Source organism: Pseudomonas sp. TE9122, from assembly GCF_056278925.1.
The window spans coordinates 2324404-2343674 of sequence record NZ_JBWBQI010000001.1; the positions used below are offsets into that span (position 1 = coordinate 2324404).

At 56.0% G+C, this 19271-nt stretch carries 21 protein-coding genes, 1 tRNA gene and 1 pseudogene; 11 read left to right on the forward strand and 12 right to left on the reverse strand.

Going from position 1 to position 19271, the window contains the following annotated elements; translation table 11 throughout:
- Positions 1-10: 10 nt before the first annotated feature.
- Positions 11-517, forward strand: a complete 507-nt coding sequence (locus ACZ9BE_RS10590) for a nuclear transport factor 2 family protein (RefSeq protein WP_116254814.1) — start codon at positions 11-13, stop codon at positions 515-517.
- Here the strand turns inward: ACZ9BE_RS10590 and ACZ9BE_RS10595 are convergent.
- Together ACZ9BE_RS10595 and ACZ9BE_RS10600 are read right to left on the reverse strand one after the other, a co-directional pair.
- Positions 489-1877, reverse strand: a complete 1389-nt coding sequence (locus tag ACZ9BE_RS10595; protein ID WP_262138109.1) for a heavy metal sensor histidine kinase — start codon at positions 1875-1877, stop codon at positions 489-491. The genes ACZ9BE_RS10590 and ACZ9BE_RS10595 overlap by 29 nt on opposite strands.
- Positions 1850-2545, reverse strand: coding sequence for a heavy metal response regulator transcription factor (locus ACZ9BE_RS10600; protein ID WP_039760267.1), 696 nt, complete (start codon positions 2543-2545; stop codon positions 1850-1852). The genes ACZ9BE_RS10595 and ACZ9BE_RS10600 overlap by 28 nt, the downstream gene beginning before the upstream one ends.
- 215 nt (positions 2546-2760) lie before the next feature.
- On the opposite strand from ACZ9BE_RS10600, the gene ACZ9BE_RS10605 reads away from it, so the two are divergent.
- From ACZ9BE_RS10605 to ACZ9BE_RS10620, 4 genes are all read left to right on the forward strand, one after another.
- Positions 2761-3369: a hypothetical protein gene (locus ACZ9BE_RS10605; protein ID WP_042609816.1), complete on the forward strand. Its 609-nt coding sequence runs from the start codon at positions 2761-2763 to the stop codon at positions 3367-3369.
- 71 nt (positions 3370-3440) lie between these two features.
- Positions 3441-4061 carry a cytochrome b/b6 domain-containing protein gene (locus ACZ9BE_RS10610; RefSeq protein ID WP_122704476.1) on the forward strand — a complete coding sequence of 207 codons (621 nt, stop codon included), beginning with the start codon at positions 3441-3443 and terminating at the stop codon, positions 4059-4061.
- Complete coding sequence (locus ACZ9BE_RS10615; protein ID WP_039760272.1) at positions 4058-4828, forward strand: molybdopterin-dependent oxidoreductase; 771 nt, start codon at positions 4058-4060, stop codon at positions 4826-4828. Before ACZ9BE_RS10610 ends, ACZ9BE_RS10615 begins: the two co-directional genes overlap by 4 nt.
- 1056 nt (positions 4829-5884) lie before the next feature.
- Positions 5885-6478 (forward strand): DinB family protein, encoded by a 594-nt coding sequence (locus ACZ9BE_RS10620; protein ID WP_064361695.1) that lies wholly within the window; start codon positions 5885-5887, stop codon positions 6476-6478.
- Here ACZ9BE_RS10620 and ACZ9BE_RS10625 read toward each other — a convergent pair.
- From ACZ9BE_RS10625 to ACZ9BE_RS10645, 5 genes and pseudogenes are all read right to left on the reverse strand, one after another.
- Positions 6399-7319, reverse strand: a complete 921-nt coding sequence (locus ACZ9BE_RS10625; protein WP_042609825.1) for a LysR substrate-binding domain-containing protein — start codon at positions 7317-7319, stop codon at positions 6399-6401. The genes ACZ9BE_RS10620 and ACZ9BE_RS10625 overlap by 80 nt on opposite strands.
- A 1138-nt stretch (positions 7320-8457) precedes the next feature.
- Positions 8458-8631: pseudogene (locus tag ACZ9BE_RS10630) on the reverse strand (DUF2625 family protein); the annotation flags it as partial.
- An 11-nt stretch (positions 8632-8642) separates the two neighbouring features.
- Positions 8643-8810 (reverse strand): hypothetical protein, encoded by a 168-nt coding sequence (locus ACZ9BE_RS10635; RefSeq protein ID WP_155400930.1) that lies wholly within the window; start codon positions 8808-8810, stop codon positions 8643-8645.
- Positions 8811-8962: 152 nt separating this feature from the next.
- Positions 8963-9637 carry an FMN-dependent NADH-azoreductase gene (locus tag ACZ9BE_RS10640; RefSeq protein ID WP_042609824.1) on the reverse strand — a complete coding sequence of 225 codons (675 nt, stop codon included), beginning with the start codon at positions 9635-9637 and terminating at the stop codon, positions 8963-8965.
- A 28-nt stretch (positions 9638-9665) separates the two neighbouring features.
- Positions 9666-10148, reverse strand: a complete 483-nt coding sequence (locus ACZ9BE_RS10645) for a GNAT family N-acetyltransferase (RefSeq protein WP_042609823.1) — start codon at positions 10146-10148, stop codon at positions 9666-9668.
- A gap of 89 nt (positions 10149-10237) precedes the next feature.
- Here ACZ9BE_RS10645 and pdxR point away from each other — a divergent pair, with 89 nt between their 5' ends.
- On the forward strand, positions 10238-11674 hold the full coding sequence (pdxR, locus tag ACZ9BE_RS10650) for a MocR-like pyridoxine biosynthesis transcription factor PdxR (protein WP_122704474.1): 1437 nt from the start codon (positions 10238-10240) through the stop codon (positions 11672-11674).
- Here the strand turns inward: pdxR and ACZ9BE_RS10655 are convergent.
- On the reverse strand, positions 11667-12146 hold the full coding sequence (locus ACZ9BE_RS10655) for a carboxymuconolactone decarboxylase family protein (protein ID WP_064361697.1): 480 nt from the start codon (positions 12144-12146) through the stop codon (positions 11667-11669). The genes pdxR and ACZ9BE_RS10655 overlap by 8 nt on opposite strands.
- Positions 12147-12758: 612 nt before the next feature.
- On the opposite strand from ACZ9BE_RS10655, the gene ACZ9BE_RS10660 reads away from it, so the two are divergent.
- Positions 12759-13502, forward strand: a complete 744-nt coding sequence (locus tag ACZ9BE_RS10660) for an SDR family NAD(P)-dependent oxidoreductase (RefSeq protein ID WP_064361698.1) — start codon at positions 12759-12761, stop codon at positions 13500-13502.
- 529 nt (positions 13503-14031) lie between these two features.
- A complete protein-coding gene (locus tag ACZ9BE_RS10665) occupies positions 14032-15039 on the forward strand; it encodes a LysR family transcriptional regulator (RefSeq protein WP_080902523.1) in 1008 nt (335 codons plus the stop codon).
- Here ACZ9BE_RS10665 and ACZ9BE_RS10670 read toward each other — a convergent pair.
- The gene (locus ACZ9BE_RS10670; RefSeq protein ID WP_042609819.1) at positions 15036-15497 is read right to left on the reverse strand and encodes a Rid family hydrolase; all 462 of its coding nucleotides are present in this window, start codon (positions 15495-15497) and stop codon (positions 15036-15038) included. The two genes, ACZ9BE_RS10665 and ACZ9BE_RS10670, sit on opposite strands and share 4 nt — an antisense overlap.
- Before the next feature lie 215 nt (positions 15498-15712).
- On the opposite strand from ACZ9BE_RS10670, the gene ACZ9BE_RS10675 reads away from it, so the two are divergent.
- Positions 15713-16105 carry a helix-turn-helix domain-containing protein gene (locus ACZ9BE_RS10675; protein ID WP_042609818.1) on the forward strand — a complete coding sequence of 131 codons (393 nt, stop codon included), beginning with the start codon at positions 15713-15715 and terminating at the stop codon, positions 16103-16105.
- A gap of 348 nt (positions 16106-16453) precedes the next feature.
- On the opposite strand, the gene ACZ9BE_RS10680 is transcribed toward ACZ9BE_RS10675, so the two are convergent.
- Positions 16454-16541, reverse strand: a tRNA-Ser gene (locus tag ACZ9BE_RS10680).
- A 123-nt stretch (positions 16542-16664) separates the two neighbouring features.
- Between ACZ9BE_RS10680 and ACZ9BE_RS10685 the strand changes: the two genes are divergently transcribed.
- Positions 16665-17336, forward strand: a complete 672-nt coding sequence (locus tag ACZ9BE_RS10685) for a Bax inhibitor-1/YccA family protein (RefSeq protein WP_008006561.1) — start codon at positions 16665-16667, stop codon at positions 17334-17336.
- A gap of 65 nt (positions 17337-17401) precedes the next feature.
- Here ACZ9BE_RS10685 and ACZ9BE_RS10690 read toward each other — a convergent pair whose 3' ends face one another.
- Both ACZ9BE_RS10690 and ACZ9BE_RS10695 read right to left on the reverse strand, forming a co-directional pair.
- The gene (locus tag ACZ9BE_RS10690) at positions 17402-17731 is read right to left on the reverse strand and encodes a YceK/YidQ family lipoprotein (RefSeq protein ID WP_130910296.1); all 330 of its coding nucleotides are present in this window, start codon (positions 17729-17731) and stop codon (positions 17402-17404) included.
- A gap of 58 nt (positions 17732-17789) precedes the next feature.
- Positions 17790-18227: an Lrp/AsnC family transcriptional regulator gene (locus ACZ9BE_RS10695; protein WP_476249381.1), complete on the reverse strand. Its 438-nt coding sequence runs from the start codon at positions 18225-18227 to the stop codon at positions 17790-17792.
- A gap of 147 nt (positions 18228-18374) precedes the next feature.
- On the opposite strand from ACZ9BE_RS10695, the gene ACZ9BE_RS10700 reads away from it, so the two are divergent.
- Entirely contained in the window at positions 18375-19268 is an 894-nt protein-coding gene (locus ACZ9BE_RS10700) for a DMT family transporter (RefSeq protein WP_476249382.1), read from the forward strand.
- Positions 19269-19271 lie beyond the last annotated feature (3 nt).

A 19271-nucleotide genomic window follows, 5' to 3' on the forward strand; every position in this document is an offset into this window, starting at 1 on the left:
AAACCTCATCATGAACAATGAACAACTGACAGCCCGACTGGACGCCCTGGAAAGTCGCGCCGCCATCGAGTCGCTGATCAGCGCCTACGCCAATGCTTTCGACCGCATCGACGCCTCGCTTCTTAGCTCAATCTGGCACGAAGAGTCGACACTGGATCTACCGGGTTTTGGCCAGGCTGGAAACCGTGACGAAATCCTGGCGATGGCGCAAAACAGCTGGCGCCAGATGCCCCATATGCACCACTGGATGGCCAACCCGCTGATTGAAATCGAGGGTGACAGCGCAGTGGGCACGGTAGCTGCGGATTGCCTGTTTCATGACATTGAAAAAGGCCCGGTGCAAGTCAGCGGTCTTTACCACGACAGGTTTGAACGGCGGGACGGAAAGTGGGCGTTCCTGTCACGTCGTTTTGAACTGCACTTCCTGACGCCGTTAAAAGATTGGGTACCCGCAGCGGGCGAAGAACAGTTTGCAGCGGTCGAGCAGCTCAAGGGAACGACAGCGAAAAACGAATAGTCCCGGCCCTTGGCTGTTCGACACCCACGTGGCCGCCATGCAGTTGCATGATGGCCACGACAATGGCGAGGCCAAGCCCGTAGGAGTCGGAATTCTGGTGCCGAGACGCATCGCCACGGTAAAAGCGGTCGAAGAGTTTGCCCAGGGTTTCGTCGCCCAGCACCGGCCCTTGGTTCTCCACTTCAATCCGGGCACCTCCGTGGGTTTCCAATACCCGTATCAGAATCTCGGTGCCCTCGTAAGCGTAGCGAACAGCGTTCGCCACCAGGTTGCTCAACGCTCTGCGCAGCAGCAAGGGGTCAGCGAGCACGATACCATCGCCCGTTATTTGGAAGCTCATTCGCCGCTCTTCAGCCAAGCCCTCAAAATACTCAGCGATGCGCTGTGATTCGTCATGCAGCGACAGTTGCTGGCGCTCCACTACGGCTTGCGCTTCATCGGCGCGCGCCAGAAACAGAATGCTTTCGACGATGCGCGAGATCCGTTCGAGTTCTTCAAGGTTCGAAGCGATCAGCGCTTGATATTCGTCCTCGCTACGGCGTTGGCGAAGGGCAACCTGACAATGTCCCATCAACGACCCGACCGGCGTGCGGATTTCATGGGCAAGGTCGGCGGAAAATTGCGTCAGTCGCTGATAACCCTGAGCAAGACGATCAAGCATCGCGTTATAGGCGTCACTCAGCTGTTGCAATTCAACCGGCGTATCGGCGCTGTCCATACGGCTGTGCAGACGCTCAGGCGTTATGGCTGCGGCATGGGCGGCCATTTTGCGCAGCGGACGCAGCCCGCGACGCAATAACAGATAACCCAGCAACGCGGTTGCCAGAAAGGCAAGGGCCACGGCCAGGTAGATGCGCTCGCGATACGCTGCAAGCATCGCCATTTCCTTGCCCATAAGGTGGGCGGCCGTCAATCGGACTACACGGCCACCCGACGTCGTGACTACGGAGGCGGCGCGCAGCCTTGTTCCCGAGTCGGTCACGCCGCTGCGCAGATCACTGACGCTCAGCTTTGTGTCCTGGCCGATCACCGGCAGTTCAGGCAACGTGACGTTGAGTGGATTGACCTGGATGACCGGTGGCTGCCCCGGCTCTTCAATGATGAAGATGTCGTCTTCGCTGTCGAGCATGTTCTTGAAAATCTGCGGGCTGTCGCGCAGCTTTTCGATGGCGAGTTCGTAATGCAGGAGCTTGCGAAAATGCTCCAGACGGCCCATCACCGCGTGATCGCTGTAGACCAATACCGAGGCCTTCATCGTCTGATACAGATAGAAGCCCGCGCCGGCCACGGCCAGCATCGCGACCATGGCAAACGCCACGGTCGATCGCAGCGTCAGCGAGGGTTGGCGTCGGGACCGCATGGCCTCACCTCGCAGACATAGCCGATACCGCGAATGGTATGGATCAGCTTGATCGGGTAGGGCTGGTCGACCTTGTTGCGCAGGCGCTTGACAGCGACGTCCACCACGTTGGTATCGCTGTCGAAATTCATGTCCCAGACTTCCGAAGCGATTTGTGTCCTGGACAACACATCGCCGGCTCGACGGAGAAACAGATGGAGCAGGGCGAACTCCTTGTTGGTCAGCACGATCACCTGTTGTTGGCGGGTCACGCGGCGCCGGACCAGATCCAGTTCGAGATCGGCAAGGTGGAAATGGTCGGCTTCGCGCACGACACCGCGGCGCAGAATAGTGCGGATGCGCAACAGCAGTTCGGTAAACGAAAAAGGTTTGATCAGGTAATCATCGGCGCCCAGTTCCAGACCGCGAATGCGGTCTTGCAACTGGTCGCGCGCGGTAAGGAACAGCACGGGTACGTCTTGTCTGGCGCGCAACAGCTCGATGATCTGAAACCCGTCAATCCCGGGCAACATCACGTCCAGCACGATCAGGTCATAGGTCGTATGCAAGGCCATGTGCAGGCCGTCAGCGCCATGCTGGGTCCAGTCGACGTTGTAACCGGACTCACCGAGCCCCTTTTTCAGGTACTCACCTGTTTTGGTGTCATCTTCGATCAGCAGGATATGCATCGTCAGGCGCGCTCGGGTTTCTTCATGACGGGGTTAAGTCCGCGACATCGGTATCTCGGCTGTGCAGTGTAAAGGGATGAGCGGGCGCAGTCGGTTACATTTCTGTCATACATGGTCAGGGTTGGCGAATGACAAAAATGTCATTCGACGGTCATCGTGACGTCCCGGTCTGCGGTCGAGGATGGCGACACATCAACCCATGAGGAATCGTCGCCATGCAACTCAAAAACGCCCTGTCTACCACGTTCGGTTTGGTGATGCTCAGCGCTGCCGTCATTGCCACCGCCGCCGACATGCCGGTCATCAAACCACTGCGCGGTACGGTGGAAAGCGTCAGCAACAACACGCTGACCTTCACTGTCCGCTCTGGCGCCCAGCAGACGATCGGACTGACTGACAAGACCGGTATCAGCCGGGTATCGAAGGCCAATATCGACTCGATCAAATCCGACAGCTTCATCGGCTCGGCGGCCATCCCGCAGGCCAACGGAACCTTGAAGGCGCTTGAGGTCACGGTATTCGACGCCAGGCTCAAGGGCAGCGGCGAAGGTCATTACGGTTGGCAGAACGCAGACGGCAGCACTGGCACCATGACCAACGGCACCGTTGGCAAACTGTCCAAAACCGACGGCCGCACGTTGACCGTCAACTACCAGGGCGGCGAGAAACAAATCGTCGTGCCGGATGACGTGCCTATCGCCTACGTCGAGCCAGGCAAAGCCGATGAGCTGGTCAAAGGAACGAAAATCGTCGTGTTCCCCGCTGCAGATGGCACCGCACGCGGCATTGCAGTCGGCAAGGATGGCTTCCAGCCACCGATGTAATCATCTGAGAAAGCTTGAGCGTTGCCGTCTGGCAACGCTCCGCTACACGGAAGGCTTGCAAGGGGAACCACGTGAGACAGAAGAAACTGCATCCCTGGCCGGTTCGCCTCACCCATTGGCTCAATGCGGCCTGCATGGTCTGCATGTTCATGAGCGGTTGGGCTATCTACAACGCCTCGCCACTGTTCAGTTTCAGGTTTCCGGTGTCATTGACCGTGGGCGGTTGGCTGGGCGGGGCACTTGCCTGGCATTTTGCGTTCATGTGGCTGCTGCTGATCAACGGCGCAATCTATGTGCTGTACGGGTTGGCCAGTCGTCATTTCAAACGTGAGCTGCTGCCCATCGGCATTGCCGCATTGAAGCATGATCTGACCGATGCCTTGCGCTTTCGGCTGGTGCATGAAAAGGGTGTCTATAACGCAGTACAGCGCCTGATGTACTGGATCGTGCTGGCGGCAGGTGTACTGATCGTGATCTCGGGTGTAGCGATCTGGAAACCGGTTCAACTTCAAGAGCTGGTCGCGTTACTGGGCAGCTATGACGTTGCTCGTTACGTACATTTTGCGGCCATGGCGATGATTGCAGCGTTTGTAGTGATTCACCTGGTCTTGGTGATTCTGGTACCAAAAACCCTGGTGCCAATGATCACGGGTGGAGTGCGGACGCCTAATAACGAGAAAAATGGGTCATGACTGAATTTAAAATAACAACGCGTCAGCGCGTCAGGATTGAACCTGCGCAACAGCTTGAACTGGAAAACATTCAGCGCCGGCATTTTCTTCGGGCCGGCCTGACGGTTGGCGCGATGTCGATGCTGACCGGTTGCAACCTGCAGGACGGCGATCAGGTCGACAAAGTGCTTTGGGCCATGTCGCGTTGGAACGACCGGGTCCAGGCGTGGCTGTTCAGTGGACGGAAACTGGCGCCGACCTTCGCCCGCGCGCAGATCACCAAGCCGTTTCCGTTCAACGCTTTCTATGGTCAGGACGATATCCCTGAAGTAGACCTGACCAGTTACTCGCTCGCCGTCTCCGGCCGGATCAGGGACAAGGCGCCGTGGACACTCGAAAGCTTGCGCAAGCTGCCGCAACGCAGCGATATCACTCGGCTGATCTGTGTTGAGGGCTGGAGCGCGATCGGTCAATGGGGAGGTGTACCGCTGAAAACCTTCCTGGAACACATCGGCGCCGACACCACAGCGAAATTTGTCGGTTTCAAATGTGCCGATCGTTACTACTCCAGTCTGGACATGCCGACTGCCTTGCACCCGCAGACGCTGTTGGCACTGGATTACGCTGACGTGGCGCTGCCGCCCGAGTACGGCTATCCGCTGAGGGTTCGGGTCCCCACCAAACTGGGATTCAAAAACCCCAAGCATGTTGTCGAGATTTTCGTCAGCAACGACAACCCGGGCGGGTATTGGGAAGACCAGGGCTACAACTGGTTCAGCGGGATCTGATGAAGCAAAGAACGGAACTGTCACGCCAGGAACACTGGCGAGATTCATGACACCAAGCGTGATATGAGGCATGCCGATGACCGGTATTTCTGCAGTACCGCCAGCACCATCCGACTGGCCAACATCAGAACCCAGGATGCGGGCAACGAGTGATGGAGCAGATTTCCAATCTCTCTTGCAGGCTCAGTCCAGGCCACCTTTACAACAGTCAGATAAAGCTCGCACTCGGATGCTCTTTGATAATCTTGCCGCATGTACCTTCAATGGCGAAAAAAGGGCTATCTGCTCTGATGTTATCGGCACAGGGGGACTGAATGCGTTCGCCATTGCAGTGGCTCTTTCGCCGCTAACCGTCACCTGGGTACCGACCGAGATTGTTCGAGCGCCACTGCGTTCGCCTGGGATACGGACTTTTCGCCGTCGCAATCCCTCTTCAGCCGAGAGCTCCTTCCTCAACCGGTCAAGCTTGGAGGATAGGGGTTATGATTAGACGTGTCTCGAGAGCTTGCTCGCCGTAGGCCAGTATTATTAAGGGAGAAGCACATACCGCCAATTCTCACCTGTAGCGTTGAATGGTCTTTCGTTCGCCTAAAATAGAAAGCCCGATGGCTTCTCTATCGTGGGTGGTGTTATGAGGCAGCGTCGACTTACAGCCTATTTTTCTACCCCGCTGTCATCCCCCGTTTATTCTGAGCATCAGAGAGTTATAGCCCTCCATCAGGGGTACTTTTGGCCGAAGGTAGTCGTTCGTGAACGGCTGCTTTCGGCCATAAGCAGCCGTTCAAGACGGCTCGTTTTTCAGGCGGCAGAGGCCCATCCCGTCGCCGCTACCTGGCGCTCACCCTCCACAACTGATCCAGCTTCGTCGTATAACTCTGGTAGGCTCCCTGATCAGCAAAGACTGAGGGGGGCAGGCAGCGCCTTTACGCTTTCCGGCTTCGAGTCTCCTAGCCCAATTGGCTCCCTGGCGCTTGCCGACCGATAATCAGCGTCTTCGATGCCGCTCGTTGTGGGGGCTATGCTTGGCATTACGCCCATTTAAATTGGGGAAATCTCATGATCAACGTACGCACAGCCCGCATGCTTGCCGATTACAAATGCTGGGCCGATCAGCGCCTCTTTGACAGCCTGGCCGCACTGCCTCCTGGCGAAGTCAGCAAAGAGCGAGTGTCGGTGTTCAAAAACGTAATCGGCACTTTGAATCACATTTACGTCGTGGACTGCATTTGGCAGGCTCACCTCGAAGGCCGGGGGCACGGCTTCGAAACTTCACATGATCTGCTGCATCCCGAACTCGCTGATTTGCGCTTGGCACAAAAGGAGATCGATCACTGGTACAGCGACTGGAGCGCCCGGCAGAGCGAGGCATCGCTGGATAGACTCGTCGAGTTCACGTTTGTGTCTGGGGAACGCGGCACCATGAGTGCCGGAGCAATGCTGATGCATGTGGTCAACCACGCCAGCTATCACCGTGGGTGGGTTATCCAGATGTATTTCGACATTCCGGCCATTCCGCCAATGACAGACATGCCGATATTCCTGCGCGAGACCGATCCAAATTTCAATTCGCTCAATACACCGGCAGAGGGGTCGCCATGTGTTGGGCAATTAATGAGCGCAACCAACGCTCTGCCGGATCGTTATCGTTGACCCCGCTCCAGACCATCGACAACTCCGACGGCACGATGTCAAAGGGCGGGTCATCAGCACGCAACTGGCTGCTGCCATCGATCAGCGCGCACGCCGCGTAGTCCGGCACTGCGGCTAGCATTTCCGTGCCCGCTAATAAGGCACGCAGTCCTGAGAACTGGGGTACCGCCAGCATCACTCGCCGCGAGCGGCCGATGCGTGCCAGGTCGGTATCGATGGCACCGGTCAAATCCCCGGAAAACGACACCAGGGCGTGAGGTCGTTCGCAATACTCATCCAAGGTCAGGGGGCCAGGACGATTATCGCCGCGCAGTATCTTGACGCGCAGATCCCGCAGCTTCTTGCGCTTGGCGTTGGCCGGCAACTCGGTGGTGTAACTGACTCCGACGGAAATCTCTCCGGAGGCAAGCATGGTCGACATCAGCAGAAAGTTAACCCGCCGTACCACTACGATAACCTTTTGCGCCTCTTCGCGAAGTTGATTGATCAATGGTGGAAATAGGCCGAATTCGGCATCGTCGGAAAGGCCGATTCGGAATACGTCCCGGCTGGTGGATGGGTCAAAATCCTTAGCTCGGCTGACAGCTCCGGAGATGGTGTCCATGGCTGGTTGCAACTCTTTAAGAATTGCCAGCGCTCGCTGGGTCGGCTCTAAGGTACGACCGTTGCGTACTAGCAAGGGATCGTCGAACAAGTCGCGCAACCGCGCTAAAGCGGCACTGACGGCGGGTTGGCCTAAGAACAGTTTCTCCCCAGCCCGAGTCAAGTTCCTTTCGAACATTAAGGTTTCGAAAATAACCAGAAGATTCATGTCCACGCGACGCAAGTCGTTTCGATTCATTCCTAGGCCCTCGCAGGCAGCATAATTTTCAAGTAAAGCAGCTACGCGGCAGAACACCGTGTTTCTGCTGCAACTAGACTTTGAATACGCCTTATTCAATCTCTTTACATTTGACCGGAAATGGATCGGGTGCGTGTAGCTCAAATTGGCGTGGGGAGTACGTCACGTATTTCCCTTAGCGAAGCATTAGGACTCAGAGAGCTCTCCCCTCCAAGCTATGTCCGATGTGCAAAGCGGCACGCCACTTCTTGTCGCTCTTTAACCTTCGCATCTAATGACAGGCTGAAGTCATCAGCAAAACGAGCTAAGTGCGATTCCCGTGCCCGCGAACCAAAATTTTTTGTTTCAATTTTGCAGCAAAATCCGAGGGGCAGTCTGTGTTAGACCAGTGCTCGCGACTTTATTGATAAAAACGAAATCCAGTGGTCCTTTTCCTCGCTTGTCCGCCTTCTCTCCCGAGTGGATCTTTGTACTAATCAACCCATGATCTGCGTTGCGGTGTTCCTAGGCAGGTAGAGCAATTTCGTAACAATTGCTGCCAACAAAATTACAAAAGGTCGGAGGACTTATGCGCCAAGATCAGCTTGATGGTCTTGGTTAAATTCTTAGAGGTAGCAAAGCAGCGCAGCTGCACTTGGGCATCCCACCATTGGGGGGGCTCCCCCTGCTGTAAGCTAGGTAGAGAGAAACCTCGAACGAAGGCTCGGTGTTGTATTGTTCAAACGTACTATCCGGAGTGTCAGTCTGACGTAAGCAGGTGGTCAGTGTCTCAGTAAGAGTCCAGTGAATGCTTCAACTTTGAAATGTCTGTGCGTAACCAGCGCACTTTGACTCGCTGCCGGCCTGCTTAATTTAATTAGGAGTGATGGCGGGGCGTACAACTGGCCGGCTAATGTGCAATTCAAATCATACTATTCAGCCATGCTGACAACCTGCGCGCTTATTGCCACTCAGCCCCTCGTGTCCATAGGAATGGGTAGAAAGACACGCATTGATCTCCGCCCACTCACTGAATGTCGTTGCGCCAGGATTACCAACGTAGGCCCTCTTAGTAGGCCGCCGTACGATTGCTCACAGCTCATTCCAAGAAGGCGGTATAATCGATGCCCAATGGCTCCCACTGCAGAATATCGGGCGCCTAGTAGTACACCGCTCCCACATCATCACCCAAGCCGCCGCCGTTGATGGAAAAGCATCCACCTGCTTCGTCATCTGCCACCAGCAGCTGCCCTTACGCCCGTCCCTCGCTCCATCCCGCCAGGCCCCGATCAATCAGTATCCCGCCAGTCTCAAATGCTATAGCCCCCAAAGTAGACTTGGTTGTTACCTGTAGCTGTAGAAGAACGCTGGTGTTTTGAGGTGAGGTGGAAGCAAGTCGTAGGGGCGGTCGGCATGCTCCAGCATCTCCCGTATGTAGATCATGGCGGGGTCATTAATTTCAAGCGACTTGGCTGCACCATGTGAAGTTTGAAACCAACTGAGGCGACTCATGATCAATTCCTCTCTGTAGGCGGTATTAAGAGGGGGACATGCGGCCCATGGCTGCCGACCCGGGCGAACAGCTCTCCCGAAAATCAAAAAGCTAGGCTCAGCTTCAGGCATCGCTGCCGACCTTTGTACTTCGGCCGTCTGGGGCACCGGCTTCAGGCAACTGTTTCATGAGTCCTAGTTTCGATTTCCTCATGAAAGAACGTATGCACATCGTCGTACCCTATTTTCTGCGCCGTTTTTAGCGCGTCCGTCCCTTTTGCTGTGCCTTCAACGGTGAAGTAATGCACCTGATTGAGACCGATGGTTTTCAGCACTGCGGATAGGTAGGGACGAAGAAAGTCGGGTTGCCGTGCCCTCTCACCGCTAATGTAGCCGCCGGTGGCTACGGCAACGTAGACGGGGCGATCCAATAACGTTCCAACCTTACCTTTTGATGTGCTGAGGAAAGTTTTTCCGACGCGTACGACGTGGTCAATCCAGGCCTTGAGCGGCGAGGGCACGCTGTAGTTGTGCATGGGAGTAGCGATAAGCAGCACATCGCAGGCATTCAACAGGATGATCATTTGGTCGGAGCGACTCAATGTACCTTTCTGATCCTCGGTAGCTATTTCGCTCGGATGGGCCAAGGCATGGGCATAAGTCGCATCGACTGGCGATAACGTGTTCAGGTCTATATCCGTCAGTTCAATCCCGCGTATGCCAGCGCGTACTGTCAGAGCGTGCAGAATCCGCTCAGACAGTTTCAAGCTTTCAGATGCATTACCGTTGGGACTGGCAATCAGGCGAAGGATTCGCAAAGGAGCGAGGGGCTTCTGAGACGGGTTCATGATATTGCCTCCTGTACGGGTGATGCGGTCATGGGGTATCGAACTGTTTTTGAAAACGCAGCGCGCCGGTATAAAGGCCTTCGCGGAAGTAGAAGCGTTGGGCGCGCGCGTTGGCCAAACCCGTGTCAAGCACAAGGCGAGCACAACCGCTGGCACGAGCCAGTCGTTCCAGAGCTCGCAATAACCGGGAGCCCCACTGGCCGCCGCGCTGGGCTTCATCGGTGATGAGGTCATCGACATACAAGAATGGGCCATAAATCAGATTCTCCTGAAGGCGGTAACCTGCAAGCGCCACGAGAGCCGATGACTCGAAGGCTCCAACCAGGCGATAGCCGCCGGCTCGCATTCGTTCGATACGACTCATAAAATCGGCCTCGCTTGTTAGGTGGGGGCGCAATTGCTGCATTACCGGGAAAGCGATTTTCAAGTCATGGCGGCTGTCTAGAGGACGCAGGGCAGTGTCGGCCAAGTCGAGCACGCTGGGCACGTAGTCTTGAAGATTGAACGTCATGGGAGAGGCCTTAGTGGGTTGTGATGGTCAAATCTTGAACTAACATTGCCTCAATTTATTGAACCAAGAAGTGAGATATGAACTAGGCCATGATGACTTCCTGTTCGCACCCTTTCGCCTCCTTGGATGGGCAACCCGGTTCGCCTCTGTACCGTCAGTTATATGACCGAGTACTCGCCGCCATCGCCGCTGGCACGCTTTCCCCTGGTGACCGATTGCCTTCGGTGCGAGCTCTCGCCAAGGATCTCGGCGTTGCTCGTGGCACCATCGAACTGGCCTATTCGCTGCTCACGAGCGAGGGCTACCTCTTGGCCCTGGGGCAGAAGGGCACCGTGGTCAATCCCGAATTGCAGAAGCCGCTACTGTCTGCCCCCGCTTTATCCGTCAGCAGCGAGGTGATTGAAAACTCCCCAGACGCACTATGGCGTCCACCGCAACTTTTGCCGTTTCAGATGGGAGTGCCTGCAATGGATGAGTTCCCACGCAAGATCTGGGCGCGCTTGGGTGCCCGTTATCTGCGAGGCATGCGTTCAGGCGATCTGGACTATCCGCCGCCGCACGGCCTGCCTGCCTTACGCAGCGCCATCGCCTCATATCTGCAGGTGTCTCGAGGTATCGATTGCGGCGCCCATCAGGTGTTTATCACCAGCGGCTGGCGCAGTAGCCTGTCGCTGATCGCACATACTTTGCTGCGCGCAGGGGAGCGAGCCTGGGTCGAAGATCCTGGCTACCCAACCACGCGCCAAGTGCTTCGTCAATTCGGTATTGAGCTTGAGGCAGTGCCAGTTGATGCCGAAGGTATGGATGTGGAGCAGGCCATTGCCAGGCATCAGGCTGCACAGGTCGTCATGGTGACGCCGGGGCATCAAAGCCCACTGTGTATGGCGCTGTCTTTGCCTCGGAGACAATTGTTACTCGATTGGGTGGCCCGGAGCGATGCCTGGGTTGTCGAGGATGATTACGACGGCGAGTATCGCTATGTCAGTCGCCCCTTCCCGGCGTTGGCGAGCCTGGATCGCAACGGGCGCGTGCTGTACGCCGGGACTTTCAGCAAGGTGCTTTTCCCCGGTATCCGCCTTGCCTACCTAGTGGTGCCTCAGGGGCAAGTGGCAGCGTTTGAGCGTGTAAGTCGGGCGTTATTCTCCGCAGGCTCGCCAGCGATTACTCAAGCGCTGGTCGCAGAGTTCATTGTCGAGGGGCATTTCACTCGGCACATTCAGCGCATGCGAAGGCTCTACAGCGAACGACGCGCTTTGACTATTGAAGCGTTGGAGCGGAGTTTACCCAATGGACTGCTGGTGGAGCGCTCGCCAGGGGGGATGCACTTGGTACTCCGTTTGCCGGAGGGAGTAGTCGACACTGCCCTGACTGAGCAACTGCTGGCCAAAGGCATCGCCGTGCAACCCTTGTCGCGATGGAGTGTTTCGTCGCGGCGTCAATCTGGGCTGCTGCTGAGCTTCACCAACTGCGCCTGCGCTGCTCAGGGCGAGCAGCTTGGCGCGTTGATAAACCGTGCGCTCAGTTGAGGTTGGCTTTGGTCAGGCCGAACACCTCATCCGACGAACCAGGGACTGCCTGAAAGGCCACATTGAGGCGATTCCAACCGTTGATGGCGACAATCAGGAACGACAAATCCGACAGATCCTGTTCGGAAAACTGCTCACGCACATCCGCGTAGAGGCTTTCAGGTACACCATGGGATGGCAGTTGGGTCAGGGCTTCTGTCCAGGCGAGCGCCGCGCGCTCTATTGGCGAGAACAGTTGCGATTCACGCCAGACCGCAATGTGATGGAGGCGCAATTCGCGCTCGCCATGGATCTTGGCTTCCTTCACGTGCATATCCACGCAGAACGCGCAGCCATTCAATTGAGACGCCCGCAGCATTATGAGGTGGGCCAGGTCAGCCAGTAGCGGCTTCTTACTCAGTTGCATCGTCAGCTCCACCAGCTTATTGGAAGCCTGAGGCGACTGTTTGAAGTAATCAATACGGTTGTTCATGGCGGTCACTCGCAGCGGGTTTAGGGTTGTTGGAGCCCACTGTAGCCACGCGTGGTCTAGTCAGACAGGGCCAAGAAAAGACCTTTCAACTAAGCCATGCTGTTCTGATTCGCGATTTGCCGTTCGCCGATGTTGCCAAGCCGGTTGTCCGTGAACCCGGCGGAAGGCGACCCAAAGCCGGTGTATAAACTGGCACAGTAAGCGGCAACTGAGTTGCGATGCGCGATAGTTCTGGGGTGGATAACAGGTGCAGCGCCTTTGTGAAGACTGATTCCTCTCGCCGGTCGACAAAGCCGAAACAGATCGCAAGAGAGTGGGGCGGTGGGCGGTCAATCCGCAGTTCGCGGAGCAACTCGGGCGTGTTTACGAAGAGTGGAGTGGTATTTTCCTCTCAAAGAAATTCGATGCGACCGGATTTTCAGTCCTATAACGCACTTGAGAACACAGCCATTGGTGCGTGTCAAAAAAACCTATTTGTCGTCATTTCGACTAAAACGAATAATGGTCAAATTGACTCGGTATAGCTTCTGCACCCTGATTTTTATGACGTTTTAGGTTGGCATGAAATGTGTCAGTGATGGGTAAATGGTTTAATACCCAAGGAGCTGAAACATGAAAAGTGAGTTCGACAATCGTGTCGCTGTGGTAACCGGAGCAAGTTCAGGCATCGGACTGGCAGTCGTTCAACGATTACTAAGCTATGAAGCGACGGTAGTGGCGATGTCCCGTGGCCGGGGCGGCCTGGCTGCACTCAAAGACGTTCATGGTGATCGCCTCCATATTGTCAGTGGCGATGTTACGGTAAGTTCGGATCTTGAGAAGCTTGCACACTGCGTCTCCAGAATCGGGCCTGTAGATTTTCTAGTACCGAATGCAGGAGTCGCTGTACTTGAAGACAGCTTGGCGAGTAAGGGATTCGAGCGAAATTGGGCCATCAACGGAGCAGGTGCGCTTAACACGCTTTCAGCTTTGCGAGCCCAATTGGCGAGACCCGCTTCGGTAGTATTTGTGGGGACTTTTCTTTCCGCTTTGGCCTTCCCAGGCTTGGCTGGCTACATTGCGTCGAAAACAGCACTGACAGCGCATGCTCGAACCTTAGCCGTCGAACAGGCTGAGGCCGGAATTAGAGTGAACGTCGTATCGCCAGGGCCAACAGCTACGCCGATCTGGCGATCACTAGGGTTGGATAATGCGACGTTGTCCTCAGTCGCGGAAACGGTCAATCAGCGCTTACTAGAGGGTAAGTTCCTTGAGCCGGAAGCGGTGGCAGATGTGATTCTGTTCCTTCTATCAGAGCGAGCACGTGGCATTTACGGCCAAGATATTGTGGTAGATGGTGGGTATACCTTGCGGTAGGGCATAGAAACGCGAAGAGGTCGTGTAGACATGTATTCGGTGCGGATCGTGCGCTCGGCCTCTTATTTTTTCTTGCGCTAACTTTACCTCGATTGACGCGATCAACTCGGGCCCTTGATTACGTACATTCCCCCCATGGTTGCCCACCTTGTATCTATGAATCCTCAGCTGGCCGGTGCCGACACGCCCAGCACGCCTTGAACGAAAGACCCACATGGGCAAGCCCGCAGCGGTGACCACCTTTGCTATATGCATGCCTCATTTATGTCCGCTTTTGGCCGAAAGCGGTCATTCATAAGCGTCTGCTTCCGGCCAAAAGCGGACGTTCGACTGATTAGAATGAAGTGATTAAAGCTGCACGACTAAGTTGGTCAGGGGAAATGGTAAAGGCTTAATACTCGCCCGAACGACTGACGCCACCCTATCTAACCCGAACATCCTGGCCGGTTGCTCGGGTCGAGTCCGCTTGTGCACTTGACTCCTTGGTTCGCCTCCAGCCATTTCGTATGATGAGCAACCTTAGTTTGGGATGCTTGGCGTGAAACCAACATCAAAAAAAGCTTCAATCAATCCGCCCGTACCAATCGGCGTCACCCAGAATTTAAGCGATGCTGTAAGTCAGCTTTCTTGGGACGACTTGCGAATCATCAAAACGCTAAGCGAATGCGGTAATAGAGCAACGACTGCAAAGAGGTTGGGGATTAATGTATCCACCGTATCGCGTCGTGTGGCTCAAGTGGAAAAGACACTTGGGGTCGCTTTATTTGACCACCGCCGCTCTGGGTACATGCTGACGCCCGAAGGTATTGAATTAAGAGCGCTCGCCGAACGCGTCGAGCTTGATATCGTCAGCGTTACACGTCGGGTTTCTCGGGCAGGTCAAGGGCTGCTTGGAAAGCTTAGGATCACTACCAGCGACTCGCTGCTGCTGTATTTTCTCACGCCGATCATCGCCGACTTCAAGGCACTTAATGAAGGAATTGCCATCGAGGTTCTGGTTGGCAACGAGACGTTAAGTCTGGCTCGCGATGAATCTGACGTAGCGGTGAGAGCGACCAAAAAACCTGCCGAAAGTCTAGTCGGGCGCAAGCTCGCTTCGATCGCATGGGCGCCTTATGGCAGCATAAAACAAGCGACTAGTGCCCCGTTCGCAGAAGGCCAACCGTGGGTGTCCTATTCCGCAGGATTATGTGGACTGAAGGCCAAAAGCTACGTCGAAGACAGAGTCAGCGCCGACTGTATTTCTTATCGTACGGACTCAGTCGCGGCCGCGAGCGTCGCCATTGCGGCAGGACTTGGTTATGGGTTTCTTCCGTGCATGCTGGGTGACATTACGCCTGGGTTAACACGCGTAGGGCCAGTTGTGCGCGAGCTACAGGACGAGCTCTGGCTGCTTACGCATCAGGACATTCGAAAGTCATGGAGAGTCAAAGCATTCATGACTTTTTGTGCAGCAGCCGTAGCGCATCAAAAGCCTTTGATCGAAGGGCAGCTGAATCTCCCGGTTGCGCAGGGCGAAACCGGGAGCGTCTCTTAGTCGGCGCTAGATCCGATGACAGCCTTGCAGACAATTTCAATCAGCTGTGAACGTTGAGCCAACCTGGATACACCGATGATATTGCTCGCGCACTGGGGCCGCTCAGTGCGATATGCGGCTTTGCGCACATCACCTACCACGGCGAATGCCGCGTCCATATCCAAGACGTAGAGCGTTTCTTCGACGACATCATTAAGGGTTGCTCCATAGAGCGCGAGCAACTTGGCGATGTTGTCGTAGGAGACGCGCATCTGCTCTCCTATCGATGAGAAATCGCTCGGTTTGCCCTCGCTATTCAGGGGCGCGGGAGCAACGAGATTACCCGCCTCATCGTGGTTGAACTGACCCGAGATATAGATCTCGTTTCCAACTTTTCTGGCCTGGGGGTAGCCGTAGCCCTCCTCCCATGAGACTCCCCAGTAAGCGGTGTTTTTGCCGTGCGGTTGTGAAGCAGCCATTGCTTTCTCCTTGCAGATGACGGATCGAATGACGTCGATTCGAGTTGTCGGGAAGCAGAGGCTAGCACTGGAAACACTATTGAAAATGCGCAATTTTGCGCCTCCAGCAGCGCAAAAATGCGCCCCCATCTCGACGCGACTTCCGTTAAATTTTTCCCAATCGACTGACCGCTGGATTGAGCTAATCAACCGGCTACTGGGAAAAAGGAATCAGGATGAAAAAGGAAACATGCGCGTCCTCACTTAAGGATTTGACTAAACAAACCGGACATTTGAAACCTTGGCAGATCCAGCGCGCCAAGCAGGTGATGCTCGATAACTTGGACGCAGGTATCTCCGTGGCAGCTATCTCACAAGCGTGTGCGCTATCGCGCAGCCATTTCACCCGTCAGTTTAAAAGAAGCACTCTCGTCTCACCCAAAGAATGGATGCGAGAGCAGCGGATTTTGAGGGGCAAGCAGCTACTTCAGACGTCGAGATTGCTAATTGCGGACATTGCACTGGAGTGTGGCTTCTCTGACCAGTCACACTTCTGTCGAACATTCGTGCGAACCGAAGGTGTAACTCCGCGGGCTTGGAAACAGAACAATCAATCGCCTGCGCTGTGACTTGATGAGCTGGATAGCGGAGCTAAGTCGTACCTGGAGGCTTAACCCTAGGAGGCGACGCATGGGAACGGCGCCTCGGTCGCATTACGGTAAACACACAATCATCGCCCGCTAGTGGCCGTTAACGGTCGAGTGCGAGCGTCTGCTTTTGGCCGAAAGCGGTCTACTGAGCATTCAATGCTGCCGTCGCGCTGTGCTTAGTTTTGTTGAGCACTTAACGGTGTCAGAAGGGTAGGGTTGCGGAAATGCCCGAAAAGATGCGGAAACGATCCGTAGACAGAGGAGCCAATTTCCTGAATGCCAGAAACGACAAAGCCCTGCATAATCAGGGCTTTGTCGTACATAAGATGGCGGAGGCGATGGGATTCGAACTCATGGACCTGTTACAGTCGACGGTTTTCAAGACCGTTGCCTTAAACCACTCGGCCACACCTCCGTTTGCGTTGCGGGCGCCATAATACCTGAATGAAACACACTGTCAAACTCTCTGCATGGCTTGTTACAGAGCGTCTGTTATGATCTTTGCGACTGAACGTTTCAAACCAACAGGAGTGTCGCCATGCGCGAACAGGATTACGCAGTTAATAACAGCGTGCAGGCTGAGCAGCTAGAGGTTAGCCGCGTCCTGCGCAACACTTATGGTCTCTTGGCTCTGACCCTCGCATTCAGCGGTGTGATGGCCTTCGTAGCCCAGCAGATGCGTGTCGGCTACCCGAACATTTTCGTGGTGCTGATCGGCTTCTACGGGCTGTTCTTCCTCACCAACAAACTCCGTGATTCCGCGTGGGGCCTGGTATCCGCCTTCGCGTTGACCGGTTTCATGGGTTTCCTGCTCGGCCCGATCCTCAACCGTTACCTGGGCATGCAGGGCGGCGCTGAAGTGGTCAGCTCGGCTTTCGCCATGACCGCACTGGTGTTCGGTGGTCTGTCGGCCTACGTGCTGATCACCCGCAAGGACATGAGCTTCCTTGGCGGCTTCATCACCGCCGGTTTCTTTGTCCTGCTGGGCGCTACGCTGGCGAGCTTTTTCTTCCAGATCAGCGGCCTGCAACTGGCGATCAGCGCCGGCTTCGTGCTGTTCTCGTCGGTCTGCATTCTGTTCCAGACCAGCGCGATCATCCACGGCGGCGAGCGCAACTACATCATGGCGACCATCAGCCTGTATGTATCGATCTACAACCTGTTCGTCAGCCTGCTGCAACTGTTCGGCATCATGAGCCGCGACGACTGATCGTAATGGCTGCAATAAAAAACCCGCTTCGGCGGGTTTTTTATCGTCTGGACAAAGGTGTCTGCTCAGTTGATGACGATGCTGCCGTCCACTTGCTGACGGTAGATCGTGTAGGGCAGCAGCAAGGTGTCGAGCGCGCCGGAGACCACGGCGTCCACCAGCACCACCGGAATCGCCGCGTTGCGGTGATCATCGGGATCGATGCCTGAGGCCAGCGGAGCGTTCAGCGTGCAGAAGTCATAAGCGAGGCCGCTGTAGATTCTCGGTACCGCGCCGCAATAACTTTTCTGCTGCTTGAGTCCGTCAACGGCAGCCTGATCGTTGCGCGCTACTGTTTGAATCGTGCCACAGCCGCCGAGCAGCATGCCGGCCAGCAGTATTGCCTGAATTTTCATAGCGCCATTCCTTAGCCGCAAAAAAACCCAATCTACCCTGATCATTGGTAAAAGACACCTACGCCATCGGTGGCAGTCGCCGCTTGACCGGGGTCTTCTTGACGATCGCGGTGTTGGTTTCGGCCAACGTATTCAGTCGGTCGAGCAGGGTATCGAGCTGCTCCATCGAGCGCACGTGCAGGCGGGCAATAAAGCAGTCGTCGCCGGTGACCTTGTCGCACTCGGTGAACTCCGGGATCGACATGATCTGCCGCTCAACCTCCTGCAGTTGCCCTGGCAGCGGCCGCACACGGACGATCGCCTGCAACTGATAGCCGAAGCATCTCGGATCGATCTCTACCGTGTAGCCCTTGAGCACGCCACGTTCTTCCAGACGCCGCAACCGCTCGGCCACGCTGGGCGATGACAGGCCGCTGATCTGCGCCAGCGCTTTGAGCGAGCGACGCGAGTCTTCCGTCAGCGCGCTGATAAGGATCTGATCGATATCGTCAGTCACATTCAAACTCCGGATTAGGCGAAGGGCGCGAATCACCCTCGATAAAAAAGGCGAAAACCAAGTTTAGCCTGCTTTATGCGCTGGAGCAGCCCGAGGTGCGCTTGGCATACTTTTGCCATGCTTCGCTCACAGCCTCAGGAGAAGATGATGGACAACGCAATCCGCCGCGGTTCGCTGGAAATGACCGCCGCCATGCTGATATCCGGGACGATCGGCTGGTTTGTGCTGGTGTCCGGGCAACCGGTGCTGGACGTGGTGTTCTGGCGCTGCGTGTTCGGCGCCGGCACCTTGCTGTTGGTCTGCGCCGCGTTCGGATTCCTGCGTCCGGGGATACTGACCCGCACAACGTTTCTGCTGGCGGTGCTCAGTGGAATGGCGATTGTCGGCAACTGGGTGCTGCTGTTCGCATCCTATTCCCGCGCCTCGATTGCGATCGGCACGGCTGTCTATAACGTACAGCCGTTCATGCTGGTCGGCCTGGCGGCGTTGTTCCTCGGCGAAAAAATCACCCTGCAGAAGCTGTTCTGGCTGGCGATTTCGTTCATGGGCATGCTGGCGATCGTCAGCGCCCATGGCACGCAAGGCGAGGAGGGTAACGATTACTTGATGGGAATTGCCCTGGCGTTGGGCGCGGCGTTTCTCTACGCGATTGCCGCCCTGATCATCAAGCGCCTGACCGGCACGCCGCCGCACCTGATCGCGCTGGTTCAAGTGTGCACCGGTGTGTTGTTGCTCGCGCCGTTCGCGCATTTCGATGCGTTGCCGGCGGGCGTCGATGCGTGGGCCAGTCTGCTGACTCTCGGGATCGTGCACACCGGTCTGATGTACGTCTTGCTTTACGGCGCGATTCAAAAGCTGCCGACGGCATTGACCGGCGCACTGTCGTTCATTTATCCGATCGCGGCGATTTTCGTTGACTGGTTCGCCTTCGGCCATCGCCTCGAATTGCTGCAATGGATAGGCGTGGCGGCGATCCTGCTCGCCGCCGCCGGCATGCAACAAGGTTGGGGCTGGAAAGCCCGGCGGCTGGCGGCGCAGTAAGGA